This is a genomic window from Zhihengliuella sp. ISTPL4, assembly GCF_002848265.1.
In the GTDB taxonomy this organism is placed as follows: domain Bacteria; phylum Actinomycetota; class Actinomycetes; order Actinomycetales; family Microbacteriaceae; genus Microbacterium.
Genome location: NZ_CP025422.1, coordinates 1,367,302 through 1,384,494, shown reverse-complemented (window position 1 = coordinate 1,384,494; position 17,193 = coordinate 1,367,302). Strand labels below are relative to the sequence as shown.

General features: G+C 71.1%; 20 protein-coding genes. 9 read left to right on the top strand and 11 right to left on the bottom strand.

Features of this window, described 5'->3' with window-relative positions:
- Positions 1-46: 46 nt before the first annotated feature.
- On the bottom strand, positions 47-1,000 hold the full coding sequence (dapD, locus tag CYL12_RS06655) for a 2,3,4,5-tetrahydropyridine-2,6-dicarboxylate N-succinyltransferase (RefSeq protein WP_101846633.1): 954 nt from the start codon (positions 998-1,000) through the stop codon (positions 47-49).
- A 66-nt stretch (positions 1,001-1,066) separates the two neighbouring features.
- Here dapD and dapE point away from each other — a divergent pair, with 66 nt between their 5' ends.
- The 3 genes from dapE to CYL12_RS06640 all read left to right on the top strand — a co-directional run bounded on the left by dapE (position 1,067) and on the right by CYL12_RS06640 (position 3,605).
- A complete protein-coding gene (gene dapE, locus CYL12_RS06650) occupies positions 1,067-2,140 on the top strand; it encodes a succinyl-diaminopimelate desuccinylase (RefSeq protein WP_101846631.1) in 1,074 nt (357 codons plus the stop codon).
- Positions 2,122-3,339, top strand: a complete 1,218-nt coding sequence (locus CYL12_RS06645; RefSeq protein WP_101846629.1) for a hypothetical protein — start codon at positions 2,122-2,124, stop codon at positions 3,337-3,339. Before dapE ends, CYL12_RS06645 begins: the two co-directional genes overlap by 19 nt.
- 92 nt (positions 3,340-3,431) lie before the next feature.
- Positions 3,432-3,605: a DUF3117 domain-containing protein gene (locus tag CYL12_RS06640; RefSeq protein ID WP_071328210.1), complete on the top strand. Its 174-nt coding sequence runs from the start codon at positions 3,432-3,434 to the stop codon at positions 3,603-3,605.
- Positions 3,606-3,686: 81 nt separating this feature from the next.
- On the opposite strand, the gene CYL12_RS06635 is transcribed toward CYL12_RS06640, so the two are convergent.
- A complete protein-coding gene (locus CYL12_RS06635) occupies positions 3,687-4,325 on the bottom strand; it encodes an O-methyltransferase (protein WP_101846625.1) in 639 nt (212 codons plus the stop codon).
- Positions 4,326-4,415: 90 nt separating this feature from the next.
- On the opposite strand from CYL12_RS06635, the gene CYL12_RS06630 reads away from it, so the two are divergent.
- A complete protein-coding gene (locus CYL12_RS06630) occupies positions 4,416-4,790 on the top strand; it encodes a Sec-independent protein translocase family protein (protein WP_101846623.1) in 375 nt (124 codons plus the stop codon).
- A gap of 9 nt (positions 4,791-4,799) precedes the next feature.
- On the opposite strand, the gene CYL12_RS06625 is transcribed toward CYL12_RS06630, so the two are convergent.
- The 4 genes from CYL12_RS06625 to CYL12_RS06610 are packed head-to-tail and all read right to left on the bottom strand — an operon-like array spanning position 4,800 to position 8,224.
- Positions 4,800-5,294, bottom strand: coding sequence for a YcxB family protein (locus CYL12_RS06625; RefSeq protein WP_101846622.1), 495 nt, complete (start codon positions 5,292-5,294; stop codon positions 4,800-4,802).
- Positions 5,295-5,316: 22 nt separating this feature from the next.
- Complete coding sequence (locus CYL12_RS06620) at positions 5,317-6,438, bottom strand: Mrp/NBP35 family ATP-binding protein (RefSeq protein WP_101846620.1); 1,122 nt, start codon at positions 6,436-6,438, stop codon at positions 5,317-5,319.
- The gene (locus CYL12_RS06615; protein ID WP_101846618.1) at positions 6,435-6,956 is read right to left on the bottom strand and encodes a DUF1003 domain-containing protein; all 522 of its coding nucleotides are present in this window, start codon (positions 6,954-6,956) and stop codon (positions 6,435-6,437) included. The genes CYL12_RS06620 and CYL12_RS06615 overlap by 4 nt, the downstream gene beginning before the upstream one ends.
- Entirely contained in the window at positions 6,956-8,224 is a 1,269-nt protein-coding gene (locus CYL12_RS06610) for a magnesium transporter MgtE N-terminal domain-containing protein (protein ID WP_101846616.1), read from the bottom strand. The genes CYL12_RS06615 and CYL12_RS06610 overlap by 1 nt, the downstream gene beginning before the upstream one ends.
- An 87-nt stretch (positions 8,225-8,311) precedes the next feature.
- Here CYL12_RS06610 and CYL12_RS06605 point away from each other — a divergent pair, with 87 nt between their 5' ends.
- Together CYL12_RS06605 and CYL12_RS06600 are read left to right on the top strand one after the other, a co-directional pair.
- Complete coding sequence (locus CYL12_RS06605; protein WP_233486853.1) at positions 8,312-9,064, top strand: general stress protein; 753 nt, start codon at positions 8,312-8,314, stop codon at positions 9,062-9,064.
- Entirely contained in the window at positions 9,061-9,738 is a 678-nt protein-coding gene (locus CYL12_RS06600) for an alpha/beta hydrolase family protein (RefSeq protein ID WP_101846614.1), read from the top strand. Before CYL12_RS06605 ends, CYL12_RS06600 begins: the two co-directional genes overlap by 4 nt.
- A 33-nt stretch (positions 9,739-9,771) precedes the next feature.
- On the opposite strand, the gene CYL12_RS06595 is transcribed toward CYL12_RS06600, so the two are convergent.
- Both CYL12_RS06595 and CYL12_RS06590 read right to left on the bottom strand, forming a co-directional pair.
- A complete protein-coding gene (locus tag CYL12_RS06595; RefSeq protein WP_101846612.1) occupies positions 9,772-11,193 on the bottom strand; it encodes an aminopeptidase P family protein in 1,422 nt (473 codons plus the stop codon).
- A gap of 36 nt (positions 11,194-11,229) precedes the next feature.
- Entirely contained in the window at positions 11,230-12,252 is a 1,023-nt protein-coding gene (locus CYL12_RS06590) for an endonuclease/exonuclease/phosphatase family protein (RefSeq protein ID WP_101846610.1), read from the bottom strand.
- Positions 12,253-12,366: 114 nt separating this feature from the next.
- Here CYL12_RS06590 and CYL12_RS06585 point away from each other — a divergent pair, with 114 nt between their 5' ends.
- Complete coding sequence (locus CYL12_RS06585; RefSeq protein WP_101846608.1) at positions 12,367-13,230, top strand: PHP domain-containing protein; 864 nt, start codon at positions 12,367-12,369, stop codon at positions 13,228-13,230.
- 62 nt (positions 13,231-13,292) lie between these two features.
- A complete protein-coding gene (locus CYL12_RS06580) occupies positions 13,293-14,201 on the top strand; it encodes a DUF817 domain-containing protein (protein ID WP_101846605.1) in 909 nt (302 codons plus the stop codon).
- 6 nt (positions 14,202-14,207) lie between these two features.
- Here CYL12_RS06580 and CYL12_RS06575 read toward each other — a convergent pair whose 3' ends face one another.
- Positions 14,208-15,728, bottom strand: a complete 1,521-nt coding sequence (locus tag CYL12_RS06575) for a DEAD/DEAH box helicase (protein ID WP_101846603.1) — start codon at positions 15,726-15,728, stop codon at positions 14,208-14,210.
- Between the two features lie 193 nt (positions 15,729-15,921).
- Here CYL12_RS06575 and CYL12_RS06570 point away from each other — a divergent pair, with 193 nt between their 5' ends.
- Positions 15,922-16,635 carry a ferritin-like fold-containing protein gene (locus tag CYL12_RS06570; RefSeq protein WP_101846601.1) on the top strand — a complete coding sequence of 238 codons (714 nt, stop codon included), beginning with the start codon at positions 15,922-15,924 and terminating at the stop codon, positions 16,633-16,635.
- Position 16,636: 1 nt separating this feature from the next.
- Here CYL12_RS06570 and CYL12_RS06565 read toward each other — a convergent pair whose 3' ends face one another.
- Positions 16,637-16,924: a hypothetical protein gene (locus tag CYL12_RS06565; RefSeq protein WP_101846599.1), complete on the bottom strand. Its 288-nt coding sequence runs from the start codon at positions 16,922-16,924 to the stop codon at positions 16,637-16,639.
- Between the two features lie 7 nt (positions 16,925-16,931).
- Positions 16,932-17,156 (bottom strand): DUF3107 domain-containing protein, encoded by a 225-nt coding sequence (locus CYL12_RS06560; RefSeq protein WP_101846597.1) that lies wholly within the window; start codon positions 17,154-17,156, stop codon positions 16,932-16,934.
- Between the last annotated feature and the right edge of the window lie 37 nt (positions 17,157-17,193).

The window sequence follows — 17,193 nt, the reverse complement described above, 5'->3', positions numbered from 1 at the left end:
CGCTCAGTCTATCAGCGGCGACCGGTGGAAGGCTGCAGGCGGGCTGTCAGGCGTGCAGCGCCTCGTTGAGCGTGACACCGACGCCGGCGCGGCGGACCGCCTCGACGGCACCCGTGAGCGAGTTGCGCCGGAACAGGAGACCGTCCTGACCGGACAGCTCCGCCCCCTTGACGGTCTTCCGGCCCCCGTCGGCCGTCGCAGGACCGTCGGCGAGGACGATCTTCGTGCCGGCGGTGACGTAGAGCCCCGCCTCCACGACGCAGTCGTCGCCGAGGGAGATGCCGATGCCGGCGTTCGCGCCGAGCAGCGTTCGAGCGCCGATCGACACGCGGTGCGACCCTCCGCCGGAGAGCGTGCCCATGATCGAGGCGCCGCCGCCGATGTCGCTGCCGTCGCCGACCACCACGCCCTGCGAGATGCGACCCTCGACCATCGAGGCGCCGAGGGTGCCCGCATTGAAGTTGACGAAGCCCTCGTGCATGACCGTGGTGCCGGGGGCGAGGTGGGCGCCGAGCCGCACGCGCGAGGCGTCGGCGATGCGTACACCGGCGGGCTGCACGTAGTCGGTGAGACGAGGGAACTTGTCCAGGCCCTGGATCTGGATACCGGCGCGCTGGAGCTGCGGACGCAGGCGTGCGGCGTCGGCGGGGAGCAGCGGGCCGGCGTTGGTCCAGGCGACGTTCGGCAGGTGACCGAAGATGCCGTCGAGGTTGAGGGCGTTCGGCCGCACGAGCAGGTGCGACAGGGCGTGCAGACGCAGATAGGCGTCCGCGGTGGAGGCCGGGGCCGCGTCCAGGTCGATCGTGAGCTCGACCAGCGCGAGGGTGACGTCGCGGCGCTCGTCCGGTCCGGTCTGTGCGTCGAGCGCGGTGCGCGCGGCGGCGACCTCGGCGTCGGACGGCGCGGACGAGCGGACCGCCGGGTACCACGCGTCGAGGACCGTGCCGTCGCTCGCGGTGGTCGTCAGGCCGAGTCCCCAGACAGATCGTGCGTCGCTCATGCCTCCACGGTATCGCGCCGACGACGGTGTCCCGTCCCGCATGACGGGCATCAGTAGGCTGGGGGCATGGTGCTCGATCTGACCGCGTCCTCCGCCGACATCACCCGCGCGATCTGCGACGTCCCGAGCGTCTCCGGCGAGGAGAAGACTCTCGCCGATCTGATCGAGGAGGCCGTGTCCGGCCTGCCGCACCTGGAGGTCATCCGGCACGGCAACACGGTCGTCGCTCGCACGGACCTCGGGCGGGCGCAGCGCGTCGCGATCGCCGGGCACATCGACACTGTGCCCCTCAACGACAACCTGCCCACGCGCGACATCGAGATCGACGGCGTGCCGCATCTGTGGGGTCGCGGCACCGTCGACATGAAAGCCGGGGTCGCGGTGCAGCTCAAGCTCGCCGCCGAGCTCACCGACCCCGCGATCGACGTGACCTGGATGTGGTACGACAACGAGGAGGTCGCGGCCTCCCTGAACGGTCTCGGGCTCCTCGCCGCAGCGCGTCCCGACCTGTTCCAGGCCGATTTCGCCATCCTCGGGGAGCCGTCGAACGGCCAGGTCGAGGGCGGATGCAACGGCACGCTGCGGGCGATCGTGCGGACCACGGGAGTGCGCGCGCACAGCGCCAGGGCCTGGATCGGCGAGAACGCGATCCATCGCGCGGCCCCCATCCTCACCCGGCTGTCCGAGTACCGAGCGCGCGAGGTGCTGGTGGAGGGCCTGCTCTACCGGGAGGGGCTCAGCGCGGTCCGCGTTGCCGGCGGGGTCGCCGGCAACGTCATCCCCGACGCCTGCGAGGTCGAGGTCAACTACCGCTTCGCACCGAACAAGTCCGCGGCCGATGCCGAGGCGCACGTCCGAGCGGTGCTCGCCGGATTCGACGTGGAGATCACGGACGTCGCGGAGGGTGCGCGCCCCGGGCTGGACGCCGAGATCGCCCATCGGTTCGTCACGGCCGTCGGAGCGGAGCCGCAGCCGAAGTACGGCTGGACCGACGTGGCCCGTTTCTCGGCGCTCGGCATCCCGGCCGTGAACTACGGCCCGGGCGACCCGCACCTCGCCCACCACGACGAGGAGCGTGTGCCGCTCGCCCAGATCGACGCCGTCGAGCGAGGTCTGCGCGCATGGCTCACGTCGCACTGACGCTCACGCGGCGCTGGGCACGGATGCCGCTCGCCCTGCGCATCGGCATCGTCTACGTCCTCGCCCGGGTCGTGACGACCGGATTCCTCATCGCCGCCGCCTCCCTGTCCACGGTGTTCTCGCGCTTCGGCGGCGATGCCGGGCTGATCGACTTCGTCCTCGGCTGGGACGCGCAGTGGTACTGGCAGGTCGCGGTGCACGGCTACCCCGCGGAGCTCCCGCTGACCGACGACGGGCAGGTGGCAGAGAACGCCTGGGCATTCATGCCCGTGTTCGCGTACGCCGCGAAGACCCTCGGATTCGTGTTCGGCTCCTGGGGCGCCGGAGCCCTCGTGCTCTCCTCCGTGGCCGGGTACCTGGCCTGCCTCGCGCTGCATCGCCTGCTCCGCGACCGCGTCGGGAACGCCGCGGCACTGTGGGCCGTGGTCTTCTTCGCCTCCGGACCGGTGGCCGCGATGTTCCAGGTGGGATACGCGGAGACGCTCTTCCTCCTGTTGCTGTTCCTCGCGCTGGACGCGACGATCCGCCGGAACTACGCCTGGCTGTACCTGCTCATCCCGGTGCTGGGGTTCACCCGGCCCGGGGTTCTCGCCTTCGCGCTGTACCTCGGCCTGCACGGGATCCTCCGGTGGATGCACCGACGCACCGATCCGCTGGCCGTGCGCGACGTCCTGCACATCGTGGCGCTCGGGGCGCTGGCCACGGCCACCGGCTTCGCCTGGCAGATGATCGCCGGCCTCGTGACAGGCGACCCCGGCGCGTATCTCGCCACCGAGCTGGCGTGGCGGCGGCATTGGATCGAGGGCGGCGTCGACGGCTTCGTGCCCTTCGAGGGATGGGTGCAGGCGTCGCAGTTCTGGTTCGCGCTGTGGGGCCTGCCGTCGGAGTGGGGGCCGGTCGCCCTCGTCGTCCTCGTGGTCGCGGCGGGCGCCGCGCTGCTCCTGTCCCCGCAGGTGCGGGCGCTCGGTCCCGACCTGCGGCTCTGGAGTGCGAGCTATCTGCTCTACCTCCTCGCGGTGTTCTTCCCGCAGTCGAGCACCTTCCGCCTGCTCCTGCCGCTCAGCCCGGCGTGGGGGGCGGTCGCCGTGCCCCGGTCTCGCGCCTGGCGGCTCGGCGTGCTGGCGCTGTGCCTGATCGGCCAGTGGGTCTGGATCTACCACGTGTATGCCCTGGGGAGCACGTTCTGGCAGGTGCCCTGACGACGCGCGCGGGGGATTGTGTCGGCGTGACGTCCACGGCGCGGTCGCACCCGATAAACTCATTCCATACCACCGGAGGAAAGGGAGCCACGATGGCAGCGATGAAGCCGAGGACCGGAGACGGACCCATGGAGGCCGTGAAAGAGGGACGACTCATCATCGTGCGTGTTCCGCTCGAGGGTGGCGGCCGTCTGGTCGTCTCCGTGAACGACGCCGAGGCCAAGGAGCTTCACGACGTGCTGGGTGCCGTCGTAGCCCCGGCCTGATCGAATCTGGTCCGCTGCGGCGGAACCGAGAGGGCGATGGATCCGTGGATCCATCGCCCTCTTCGCGTCGGTACTCCTCAATCAGGAGCGGTCGTCGAGCCGGATCAGCTGCAGGAGCCCTTCACCGGCGGGCGAGACGGTCGCCAGCACCGCCGACGACTCCTGCGTCTCCTGCACGAGCGATCGGTACGCGGAGGTGATGTCATCGCGCTGGACCGGGTCGGCCACCCGGCCTCCGGCGAGGACGCGAGGCACGAGCACCATGCCCCCGGTGCGGGCGAGACGAAGGCCGTGCTCGACGTATTCGATGACGTTCTCGGGGTCGGCGTCGACGAGCACGATGTCGTACGACGCCTCGTTCATGCGGGGGAGCACATCCATCGCGCGCCCGGCGATGAACCGTGCACGGGTGGCGGGCACCCTCGCCTCCGCGAACGCCTGGCGGGCGGCGGCAAGGTGCTCGGGCTCGTTGTCGATCGAGGTCAGCACCGCGTCCGGTGCCCCGCGCAGCAGCCAGAGTCCGGAGACCCCGGCGCCGGTACCGATCTCGACGATGGAGCGGGCGGTGCCGGCTGCGGCGAGCACGGCGATCTGCGAGCCGACGACCGTGCTCACGGGCGCGGCGCCCAGCTCGACGGCATGGGCGCGTGCGCGGGCGATGGCATCCGGCTCCACGATGGACTCCCGAAGGAAGCGCGCGTTGGCGTCGTGCTCGCTCATGACCTGTCTCTCCCTGCCTGCATGGCTGTTGATCCCAGGGTATGTGGTCGACGCGCGCGGAGCCCGCAGGCGCGGCGGTAGCCTGTTCACATGACGTTCGGCCTCACCTTCGAGAAGCTGCTGCTCATCGGCCTGATCGCCGTGCTGATCATCGGCCCCGAGCGTCTGCCGCGTGCCGCGGAGGGCTTCGCGAAGATCGTGCGCAGGGCGGGCGAGTACGTCCGCGACACGAAGAGCCGAGTTCGGGAGGAGATGGGGCCGGAACTCGACGACGTGGACTGGCGCAAGCTCGACCCGCGGCAGTACGACCCCCGGCGCATCATCCGCGACGCGCTCCTGGAGGAGCCGCAGCCCGCGACCCCGGCACGGGCCACCGCGACGATCGCCGAGCCGGTGGCGCCGCGCACGGCTCCACCGACCTTCAGCGCGGAGAACCGGCCGCCGTTCGACACCGAGGCGACCTGAGCGCGCGGATCAGGATATCCTCGCCCGCAGCATCGTCAGCTCCTCGTCGCTGAAGAGCGAGCGCGGGATCGCGGTGGCGACGGAGGCATCGCGCACCTTGAAGAGGACGGCGTCCCTGCCGACGCGGAGGCTCTGGAAGGTGCGGTAGGGGATCTCCGAGCGGCGGCGATCGCTCCCCAGCTGCAGCCGATCCTCGTCGAGCGCGACCCACACCACACTCTCCACCGGCATCGCGGCGCGCACGGCGCGTCGTGCGCTCGAAGTGGTGAGGATCACCGCGTACGCGCCCAGGGCCACCGTCACGACGGGCATCCAGGCGACGAGCGTGCTCACCTCCTCGCCGGCGGCGAGACGGCTGTTGAGGGTGAGCACGGAGAGCACGAGCCCAGCCGCCAGCGCCACCCACATCACGATCGCGACAGGTCTGGTCAGGGCGTAGACGGCGGCGTCGCGCGCCATCCTCCGAAGGAGACCTTCATCCACGGTCACGGAGCGATGCGGCATCCGTCCATCCTCCCACGCACACTCACCCGATCGACATGGGCAGCGAGCGGCCGGCCAACCCTCGTCCTCGACGCGCGAGCGCGGCGGCGAGATCGCGGATCGCCTGGGCGGCGGCGTCGTCCGGGGCGGCCGCGACGACCGGGACGCCCTCGTCCCCGCCCTGGCGGAGCGCCGGGCTCAGCGGGATGGAGGCCAGCAACGGCACCGGGGCGTCGGGCTCGGACAGCGCCTCCGCGACCGCCGCTCCGCCGCCCGCGCCGAACAGGTCGACGACGGTGCCGTCGGGAAGGGTGTACGCGGCCATGTTCTCGACGACGCCGATCACCCGCTGGCCGGTCTGCCGCGCCACGAGCCCGCTGCGGATGGCCACGTCGGAGGCCGCCGCCTGGGGGGTGGTGACCACGAGCACCTCGGCGTGGGGGAGGAGCTGCCCGATCGAGATGGCGATGTCACCGGTGCCGGGCGGCATGTCGATGAGCAGGACATCGAGGTCGCCGAAGAAGACGTCGGTGAGGAACTGCGAGACGGTGCGGTGCAGCATCGGTCCGCGCCACGCCACGACGGACTCCCCATCGCGCAGGAACATCCCGATCGAGATGGTCTTCACGCCGTGGGCCACCGGCGGCAGCATGAGGTCGTCGATGCGGGTCGGCTGCGTGCCGGCGGGGATGCCGAGCAGGCCGGGGATCGAGAACCCGTGCACGTCCGCGTCGACCAGCCCGACCGCGAGGCCGTGGTCGGCGAGTGCCACGGCGAGGTTCGCGGTGACCGTCGATTTCCCGACGCCGCCCTTGCCGCTGCTGACGAGGATGACGCGGGTGAGGGAGTCGGGACCGAACGGCATGTGTCGCGCGGGTCGGCCCTCTCGCAACCGCTCGGTGAGTGCTCTGCGCTCGGCTGGGGTCATCACGCCCACCTCGACCTCGACGGCCGTGATGCCGGGGACCGCAGCGGCCGCCCCGTGCACGTCCCGCTCGATGCGGTCTGCGGCGGGGCACCCGACGATCGTCAGGACGATGCCGACGTGCGCCACGCCGTCCTCGACCGTGATGTCCCGCACCATGTCGAGGTCGCCGATCGGACGTCGCAGTTCCGGATCGGTCACCGCCGAGACGGCGGCCCTGACGCTCTCGGCCCCGCTCATGATGCGGTGCCGCCCGTGGGCTTCTCCTCGGCGTCGCCCAGCTCGGCCAAGAGGGCGCGGAGCTCCTGCCGCAGCACGTCGCGGGTAACGACCTGCGAGTTCCGCTCCTCCAGCGACATCCGCAGTGCGACGATCTCGCGGGCGAGATACTCGGTGTCGGCGAGGTTGCGCTCGGCGCGCTGCCGGTCCTGCTCGATCTGCACGCGGTCGCGGTCGTCCTGGCGGTTCTGCGCGAGGAGGATGAGCGGAGCGGCGTAAGAGGCCTGCAGCGACAGCATCAGCGTGAGCGCGGTGAAGCCGAGCGCGGCGTCGTCGAACCGCACCTCCCGCGGCATCAGCGTGTTCCAGCCGATCCAGAGGATGCAGAAGAGGCTGAGGATCACCAGGAAGGCCGGGGTGCCCATCGCGCGGGCGACCCACTCCGTGAAACGTCCGAAGCGGTCCCGCGACGTGGAACGGGGGCGGGTGCTCGTCCGTCCCGGGGCGTCGAGGCGGGCGGCCCGTTCCTTGCGCGCCATCAGCGTGCCCCCGTCACAGGCGGGGAGACGTCGTCGCTGTCGTGCGTCCGCCAGTCGTCCGGGAGGAGATAGTCGAGGACGTCGTCGATGCTGATCGCGCCGACAAGGCGGTGCGCGGCATCGACCACGGGAAGCGACACGAGGTCGTAGCTCGCCAGCATGCGGGCGACCTCGGCGGCGGAGGCGGTGACAGGCACCGGTTCCAGGCTGTCGTCGAGGATCGCCCCGAGCCGCTCATGCGGCGGGTAGCGGAGCATCCGCTGGAAGTGCACGAGGCCGAGCAGCCGGCCGGTGGGCGTCTCGAAGGGCGGGAGCGTCACGAACACGGCCGCGGCGAGGGCGGGATGCAGCTCGTGGCGGCGGATGAGCGCGAGCGCCTCTGCGACCGTGGCGTCCGCGGACAGGATGATCGGCTCAGGGGTCATCAGACCGCCGGCGGTATCGGGACCGTAGCGCAGGAGCATCCGGACGTCTTCCGCCTTCTCCGGCTCCATGCGCTGCAGCAGCTCCTCCAGCTGGGTGGGCGGGAGCTGGGCCAGGAGGTCGGCGGCGTCGTCCGGCTCCATCTGGTCGAGGATGTCGGCCGCGCGCTCCTCGCCGAGGCGGTCGAGGATGTGCACCTGCTCGTCCTCGGGCATCTCCTCGAGGGCGTCGGCGAGGCGATCGTCTGACAGCTCCTCGGCGACCTCGATCATGCGCTGCTGCGGGAGATCGAGGAGGGTGTTCGCGAGGTCGGCGGCGTGCAGCTCGGAATAGGAGGCGACGAGCTGTTCGGCGGACTGCGCTTCGCCCGGCGCCTGCTCCTCGGTGACCTCGCTCCACGCCGCGAACGTCGTCGGGCCCTTCGCGAACGGCGAGGCGCCGGTCTTCGGGCGACGCAGGAAGAGCTGACTGATCGCCCACTCGCCGAGGCGGTTGGGTTCGATCGCGACGTCCTCGATGACGGCGGTGCCGCTGCCGTCGGTGAGGCTCACGCGTCGCCCCAGCATCTCCGCGAGGACACGCACCTCGCCGGCGCGGGGGGAGAAGCGGCGCACGTTGATGAGACCGGTGGTGATGACCTGCCCGGACCGGATCGACGTGACCCGGCCGATGGAGAGGAACACATGGCGGCGCCCGGGGATCTCCACCACGAGACCGATCACGCGCGGGGCCGCGGTACTTCGATACACGACGACGACATCCCGGACCTTGCCGAGCCGGTCGCCGACGGGATCGAAGACGGCGCAGCCTGCCAGGCGCGCGGCGAAAACCCGTTGTGTGCTCACTCGACCAGCGTAGCCCGCGGTGTGCCGGGGCGGCGGTCGCGACGGGCCCTCGGCCGGCGTCGAGGCGCGACGTGGAAGAATGGCCGGATGAGCATGCTGAATCGCCCCGCGAGCGGCACGGACACCGGTGAGATCGTCGCGTCGATGCGCGACTACGAGAGCGCGCAGAAGGCGGTGTCGAAGCTGATCGCCGGGGAAGTCCCCGCGCGCGACATCGCGATCGTCGGCCAGAGCGTGCGGACGGTCGAGCGCGTGACCGGACGACTCGGGTATGCCGCCGCTGCGCGGTCCGGCGCGATCAACGGCGTGCTCATCGGCCTGTTCCTCTCGGCGATCCTCGTCCTCGGCAACCCCGAGGTGCCGATCCAGCTGTTCGTGGGCTTCGTCCTCATCGGTGTCGCGGTCGGCATGCTGCTGAGCCTCATCACGTACGCGATCGTGCGTCGGCGTCGGGACTTCGCGAGCGTGACGCAGTTCGCCGCTGACCACTACGAGGTGACCGTGCAGCCCGGCTCGCTGGCGAAGGCACGGCAGGTGCTGGGCGCCCAGCGCGTCGCCCCGGTCCGTCCGCCGGTGAACCTCGACGAGCCGCCGAAGTACGGCGAGCGGATCCCGCAGGGCACTCCGGCTCCCGCTCCTGCCCCCGCCCCTGAGCCCGGCCCGGCACCGGAGCCTGCTCCGGCACCGGAGCCTGCTCCGGCTCCTGAGCCTGCTCCGGCTCCGGAGCCTGCTCCGGCTCCTGAGCCCGGCCCGGCACCTGAGCCTGCTCCCGCTCCTGAGCCCGGTCTTCCGCCGCGGCCCGCCGACCCGGAGACCGGCACTCCCGGATCCGTGCGGTGATCCCGGAGCCCGCCGCCGTCCGGATCGAGGTCGCCCTGCCCGCTGGGGCGACCACGGTGTCCGCCGACTGGACACCGGGCACCCGCGACGACGTCGTGCTGATCGCCCACGGGGCCGGAGCCGGGAAGGACCACCCGTTCCTCGTCGGATTCGACCGGGCGCTCGCGGCGCTCGGCTATTCGACGCTGCGTTTCGCCTTCCCGTACGCCGAACAGGGACGCCGCATGCCAGGCCCTGCCGCGCACGCGGTGGCGACGTGGGATGCCGCGGTCGCCGAAGCCCGCGTCCGGGCACCCGGAGCCGCGGTTTGGGCGGCCGGGAAGTCCTACGGCGGACGCATGGCGTCCCTGGCCGTCGCGGAAGGTCTCGCCGTGGAGGGTCTCGTCTACCTCGGGTACCCCCTCCATCCCCCGGGACGTCCAGACAAGCCGCGCATCGCCCACCTGCCGTCGATCGCCGCGCCGCAGTTGTTCATCGAGGGGGCGGCGGATCCGTTCATCCAGCCGATCGCCCAGCTCGAGGATGCCGTCGCGTCCTGTCAGGACGCGCGGGTGCACTGGATCGAGGGTGGCGGCCACTCCTTCGAGGTGAAGGGCCGGCGGCGACCACCGGCGGACGTCGGCGCGGACCTGGCGCCCGTGGTCGATGCCTTCGTCAGGACGCTGCGAGGGTGATGAGCGGGGCCGCGGCCCCGCTCCTTCCCGTCGTCAGCCCTGCAGGCGAGCCATCCACGCCTCGACCTCGTCGGCCGTGCGGGGGATGTCCGCGGAGAGGTTGACGGGCCCGTCCTCGGTCATCAGGATGTCGTCCTCGATCCGGACGCCGATGCCGCGCAGTTCGGCCGGTACCGTGAGGTCGTCGATCTGGAAGTACAGTCCGGGCTCGATCGTGAAGACCATGCCCGGCGTGAGGATGCCGTCGTAGTACATCTCCCGGCGTGCCTGGGCACAGTCATGCACGTCGATGCCGAGATGGTGCGATGTGCCGTGGACCATGTACCGACGGTGCTGGCCGCCTCTGTCCGCGTCGAGCGCCTCCTCGGCGGTGACGGGCAACAGACCCCATTCCGCGGTACGCGCGGCGATCACGGTCATGGCCGCCGCGTGGACGTCGCGGAACCGGACGCCGACCTTCGCCGCGGCGAAGGCGGCGTCGGCGGCCTCGCGGACGGTCTCGTAGACGCGACGCTGCACCTCGCTGAACCTCCCGGACACCGGCAGCGTCCGGGTGATGTCGGCGGTGTAGAGGCTGTCCGCCTCTACGCCGGCATCGACGAGGATGAGGTCACCGGGCACGACCGTGCCGTCGTTGCGCGTCCAGTGCAGGTAGCACGCGTGCGGGCCGGAGGCGGCGATCGTGTCATAGCCCTCGCCGTTGCCGTCCTCGCGAGCGCGGCGGTGGAAGACGCCCTCGACGACGCGTTCGCCGCGGGCGTGCGCGACGGCAGCGGGGAGCTCGCGGATGATGTCGTCGAAGCCCTGCGCGGTGATCCCCACGGCGCGGCGCATCTCGGCGATCTCGAAGTCGTCCTTGATCAGGCGCAGCTCGGAGACGAAGCGCGTGAGGGCCTCGTCCTCGTCGAGGAAAAGCTCTCCGTCGACCGGGGCGAACTCGTCCAGGTGCGCCGTCGCCACCTGAAGATCGGCGGCGACGCCGGCCAGGGACGGGCGCGGTCCGATCCAGAACTCGCCGACCGTGGCGTCGGCGTAGAACTCGGTCGTCGTGCGGTCGGCGCGCTCGCGGAAGTACAGGGTGACGTCGTGTCCATCCGTCGTCGGTTCGAAAACGAGGACCGAGTCGGGCTCGGCGTCGGATGCCCAGCCGGTGAGATGCGCGAAGGCCGAATGCGCGCGGAAGACGTAGTCGGTGTCGTTGCTGCGCTGCTTGAGCGAGCCGGCGGGGATCACGAGTCGCTTCCCGGGGAAGGCAGCGGAGACGGCGGCGCGGCGGCGCTGGGCGTACGGGGCCTGAGCGCGCGGGGCGGGCCGCGTCTCCGGGCGCTCGGCCCACCCGGTCGAGATGGTGTCGAGGAAGCCCTGCGGGAAGGGCTGCTTCCGGTTGGTCGAGCTGTTCTCGACGGGGGCTCCGACGGTCTCGTCAGCGATCGTGTCGTTTTCTCCGGTGCTCATCCGTCCAGTCTCTCACCTAGGCGGGCAGGGCGGTGATCAGCCGGCGGGCTCGAGCTGCACGATCAGGGCGCGGTGATCGCTCCCGCCGGCGTCGTCGAGCACGGCGGAGCCGGCGGGCCGCCAGTTGGCGGACGCCATCACGTGGTCGATGGGGGCGCCGGCGAGGGCGGGGAACGAACTCGGCCACGTGCCCGACATCCCGTTGCCGGTCCGGGACGCGACGTCGCGGCAGTAGCCGATGTCGCCGCCATCGACGCCGAGGGAGGCCATGTGGTCGACGGTGGCGTTGAAGTCGCCGGCGAGGATGAAGTCACCCGCGGGGCACTGGTCGGCGATCCACTGCAGATCGCTCTGCCACTGCTTCATCTCCTCCATGCGCGGCGCGACCGCGTGCACGGCGACGATCGTGGGACCGTCGCCGTCGATGGGCATGAGCACAGCGCTCGGCACGGACCCGGTGTTGTTGCTGCCGTCCTTGGAGGACTCGATCACGGAGTACTCCCCGAGCTCCGGAGCCACGAGGACGGTGGTCTGCCAGGACTGCGGGCCGTCCTCCACGTCCGGGCGGAACTGCACGTGGTGCACCCACATCGGGTGGCCCTGCTCGCGCAGCATCAGCGCGATCCGCTCGCCGACCTCCTCGGTGGTCTCCGGCAGCGCGACCACGTCGGCTTGCTGCTCCAGGATCTCGTGGGCGATCTGCTCGGCCGACACCGCCTCTCCCGCCGTGTTCCAGGTGAGCACCCGCATGCTGGTGTCCGTCGGCTCGGGGAGCGTGCCCGTGCCGAAGCCGCGGGTCGCGCCGATGGCACCCGTCGCCGCGGCGCCGAGGAGGGCGACGATCAGGATCGACGCCGCGAAGCCGCGGAGAGGACGGGCGAGCAGGAGCAACAGTGCCAGCACCGCGATGACCAGGAACCCGCCGAGCACGATGCCGCGGGCGGCGACGAGCTGCGCGAACGGGTAGGTCTGCTCGAGGCGGAAGAACTGCGGCCACACGACGATCGCCGTCGCGATCGCGAAGAGCACGGTGAGCAGGATCCCCAGGAGACGAAACATCCCCTCCAGCCTAGAAGCGCCGCCTGAGAAATCTCTGCCTCGCGCCGGCGGATCCATGCCGTTTCGTGTGGGCGATATCGCGCCGGGCGGCGCCGTGCTCGGTACGCTCGGAGGATGCCCGTTCCGCCCGCCGGTCCCGCCGACCTGCACCTGCACTCCAACCATTCCGACGGCACCGAGTCACCCGCCGAGGTCATGAGGCAGGCGCACCGACACGGCGTGCGGACCGCGGCGCTCACGGACCATGACCGCACGACCGGTTGGACGGAGGCCGGTGACGCCGCCGTCGCCCTCGGCATGACCTTCCTTCCGGGAATGGAGCTGTCGGCCAAGCACGAGTGGCGCAGCGTGCACGTCCTCGGGTATCTCTTCGACCCGGAGGACGCAGCGCTGCGCGCCGAGACCGACCGGATCCGGAACGACCGGATCGGTCGCGCGGAGCGCATCGTCCGCAACATCGGCCGCGACTACGACCTGCATTGGGACGACGTCCTCGCGCAGACGACGCTCGACGCGACCGTCGGCCGCCCCCATATCGCCGACGCCCTGGTCGCGCGTGGCATCGTGCGAGACCGGAGCGAGGCCTTCGACGGAATACTCCATCCGCGGGAGGGCTATTACGAGCCGCACTACGCCCCGGACCCACTGACCGCCGTGCGGCTGCTCACCGAGGCGGGTGGCGTGGCGATCATCGCCCACCCCGTGACCGCCGGTCGCGACCGGATGATGCCCGTGCCGTACATCGAACGGCTCATCGACGCGGGCCTGGCGGGTTTCGAGGTGGACCACCGGGAGAACACCGCAGCAGGGAAGCGGATCCTGCGCGAGCTGGCCGGCGCGCACGACCTCATCCTGACCGGGTCCAGCGACTACCACGGGGCGGGCAAGCCCAACGTGCCGGGCGAGAACACCACGGCGGACGCCATGGTGGGCCGCATCATCGACCGCGCCTCGGGCACCGCCCCGCGGCGTCCCTGAGTCCGGCGGACTGTCGGCGGTCTCCCGGCGTTCTGTCGAGGCGGACCGATACGGTCCCAGGCATGCAACGTGCCACCTCCGTCGAGCGCCGCGTCGATGCGACCGCTCGTCGACTTCTCCGTGCGGTGCCGACATCGGGCTTCCGTGCCGGACTCGCCGAATTCGTCGTCTTCGTCCTCAAGCAGGCGTGGGCGTGCGTGTTCGGGGCCGCGCTGCTGGTGCTGATCGTGGCCGCCCGCCTCTGGTACCCGGACGACGCGGCGCTCGCGCGCAACGACGCCTTGACGATCGCGGCCGTGCTCATCCAGGTCGCGATGCTCGTGTTCCGCCTGGAGAGCGGACGGGAGCTCTGGGTGATCGTGCTCTTCCACATCACGGGCACCGTGATGGAGCTCTTCAAGACCGATGTCGGCTCCTGGGCGTACGCGGCCGACGGCATCCTCCGCATCGGCGGCGTCCCGCTGTTCAGCGGCTTCATGTATGCGGCCGTCGGCTCCTACATGGTGCGGGTGTACCGCCTGTTCGACCTCGGATTCACCCGCTACCCGCGTCGGTGGCTGACGGCGATCCTGGCCGCTGCCATCTACGTCAACTTCTTCACCCACCACTGGTGGTGGGATGCGCGGTGGCTGCTCCTCGCCGGCGTGGTGGTGCTGTGGCTGCCGACCGTCATGCACGCCCGTGTGTGGCGCCGCACCATCCGACTCCCGCTCCTCGCGGTGTTCGCCGGGGTGGCGGTGTTCATCTACCTCGCCGAGAACATCGGCACGTGGGCGGGCGCGTGGGCGTACCCGGACCAGGCGGAGGGGTGGCAGCCGGTGTCGCTGAGCAAGCTCAGCTCCTGGTTCCTCCTGATGATCATCTCCGTGGTGCTCGTCGCGTGGGTCTACCCGCCGCAGGTCCCCGGTTCCCTCCTGCACGACGAGGGGCGCCCCACGGAAGACCGTGGGGCGCCCCTCGAACGACGATGACGCGGATCAGGCGCCGGTGACGGGGGCCGCCCCGGTACCGGAACCGCCGCGGCGGCGGCGACGGCGGCGTGCCGGAGCGGGCTTGCCGTCATGGTGCTCCTTGCCGGCGCCGTCGTGCGTGCCGGCACCCTCAGCGCCGCGGTCAGCGGTCGGCGCGGCAGAGCCCTCGCCGGATGCCCCCTCGGACGTGCCCTCCGCGAACGTGGAGCCGACCGGGGACGAGCCGTTGCGACGGCGCCGACGGCGACGCGTGCCGCCCTCCGCGGTACCCTCGGCGGCGGCGTCCGCGGCGCGCTCCGGACGGCGAGCGCGCTCGGTCTTGGGGGCTTCCTTCTTCGGCGCGCTCACGAGCCGGCCCTTGGTGCCCTCGGGGATGTCGAGGTCGGTGTACAGGTGCGGGCTCGACGAGTAGGTCTCGATCGGCTCCGGCTGACCGAACTCGAGGGCGCGGTTGATGAGCGCCCACTTGTGCAGGTCCTCCCAGTCCACGAACGTGACCGCGATGCCCGTCTTGCCGGCGCGGCCCGTGCGTCCCGCGCGGTGGAGGTACGTCTTCTCCTCATCGGGGATCGTGTGGTTGATGACGTGGGTGACGTCGTCGACGTCGATGCCTCGCGCCGCCACATCGGTCGCCACGAGGACGTCCTTCTTGCCGGCCTTGAAGGCGGCCATCGAACGCTCGCGCTGATCCTGGCCCATGTCGCCGTGCACGCCGCCCACGTTGAAACCGCGATCGTTCAGCTCGTCCACCAGGCGCTGCGCCGCGCGCTTCGTGCGCGTGAAGATCACGGTCTTGCCCCGGCCCTCGGCCTGCAGGATGCGGGCGATGACCTCGTCCTTGTCGAGCGAGTGGGCGCGGTAGACGAGGTGCTTGATGTTCGCCTGCGTCAGACCCTCGTCCGGGTCGTTGGCGCGGATGTGGATCGGGTTGGTCATGAACCGCCGTGCCAGCGCGACGATCGGACCGGGCATGGTCGCGGAGAACAGCTGCGTGTGCCGTACCGCCGGAACCTTCTGGAAGATCTTCTCGATGTCGGCGAGGAAGCCGAGGTCGAGCATCTTGTCGGCCTCGTCGAGCACGACCTCGGTCGCGTTCGAGAGGTCGAGCAGACGCTGGCCGGCGAGGTCGATGAGACGACCGGGCGTGCCGACGACGATCTGCGCTCCGGCCTTGAGCTGGTCGATCTGCCCCTCGTACGCCTTGCCGCCGTAGATCGCGACGACGCTCGTGGAGCGGTTGCTCGTGAGGAGGTCGATGTCCTCGTAGACCTGCACGGCGAGCTCGCGGGTGGGGACGACGATGAGGGCCTTGACGCCCGGCTCCGGGTCCTTCCCGAGCCGTTGCACGACCGGGATGCCGAAGCCGAAGGTCTTGCCGGTACCGGTCTTGGCCTGCCCGATGATGTCCTGGCCCGGGAGGCCGAGGGGGATGGTCTGCTCCTGGATCGGGAAGGCATCGACGATGCCCTTCGCTGCCAGTGCGTCGACGATGTCCTGGTCGATGCCGAGTTCGGCGAAACTTGTCACTGTGTTCAGATGCCTGTCCGGCGACCTCGCGATCGCCTCGTAAACGGAGCCACGCCGTCTCGTGTGCCACAGGCGCGGGGCCCCGCTCCGACGGCGGGGACACGCCCAGCCTACCGGAGGGGCGGCTCAGGACAGGGAGGACCGCGTCTCCCGAGTATTGTGAACGACGTGGCCGACTCGGGAGGAACACCTCGTGGTTAAGTGGTTCTGGCAGCGCGATGCCGCGCCGCGACGCACCCTCGCCCTGCGCAGCCGCGGCGAGCAGAGCGATGCGACGCGCATCGACTTCGCGGAGCTGGCACCCGAGCTCGACCGGTTCCTCGGTCAGGCCGCCTACCTCCAGCTCGGGTATTTCGAGACGCTGACGCGGCTCATCCGCGCCACCCCCGAGCTCGCGGAGAAGGAATCCCTGTCGCGGGCCGCGGGCGCCGCGCTCACCAAGCACCGCGGCATCGTCGACCTCATCGCGGCACGCGGGGAGGACCCGACGCAGCTCATGCTCCCGTTCCGTGAGCACCTGGACGCCTTCCGGCGCAAGACGATCGGCGCGCGACCGCGCGAGACCCTGCTCGCGGTCTACATCACGGCCGGCATGCTCGACGACTTCTACCTCGCGCTCGCCGGGAGCTATGGCGAGACGGGGCGGCGGGTCGCCGAGGTCCTGCGCGAGGACGATGCGCGGCACGAGATCGTCGCGATCATCCAGGAGACGATCGAGAGCGACGAGGAGTGGCGCTCCCTGCTGTCCATGTGGGCGCGGCGCCTCGTCGGCGACACGATCCTCGTCTGTCGTGCGGCCCTGCGGCCGGAACTCCTCGCCGTGGAGGAGGCCCGCATCGAGCCCGTGTACACGGAGCTCATGGGGGCGCACGCCCGGCGCATGGACGCGATGGGCCTCGCGTCCTGACTCAGATCCCGAGGGCGGCCTTCGTGCGCTCGTCCCCGCGGCGACGCGCCGCGGTGAGGGCCGCCGTCGCGAGGGCGGCGACCAGCGCGGCGCCGAGGGTGCTCGCGAGCCACAGCCAGACGCTGTCCTCGCCGACGCCGGCCCACTGCGCGCCGGTGTAGACGACCGCCGCGACCGCTGTCGCGATCGCCGGAGCGAGCGCGACGCCGCGCAGCTCGCGGCCACCGATCAGGAAGTGCACGGCGATGCCGAGCACGCACGCACCGACGAGGGCGAGGAGGATGTACATGCGCGTTTCAGGCGACGAAGCCCACGCGGCGCGACTCCTCGGTGCCCAGCTCGATGTAGGCGAGGTTCGCGGTCGGCACGATGTAGGAGTTCCCCTTCACATCGGCGAAGCTCAGGTGCGAGGCGCTCTGCTCCAGAGCTGTGGAGACCTGGGTGCGGACCTCGTCCGCCGTGGCGGCGGTGTCGAAGCTCAGCTCGCGGCCGGTGTTGATGATGCCGATGCGGATTTCCACGCGTGCTCCTTGAAGTTCGTCGGACTCGGCAACTCTA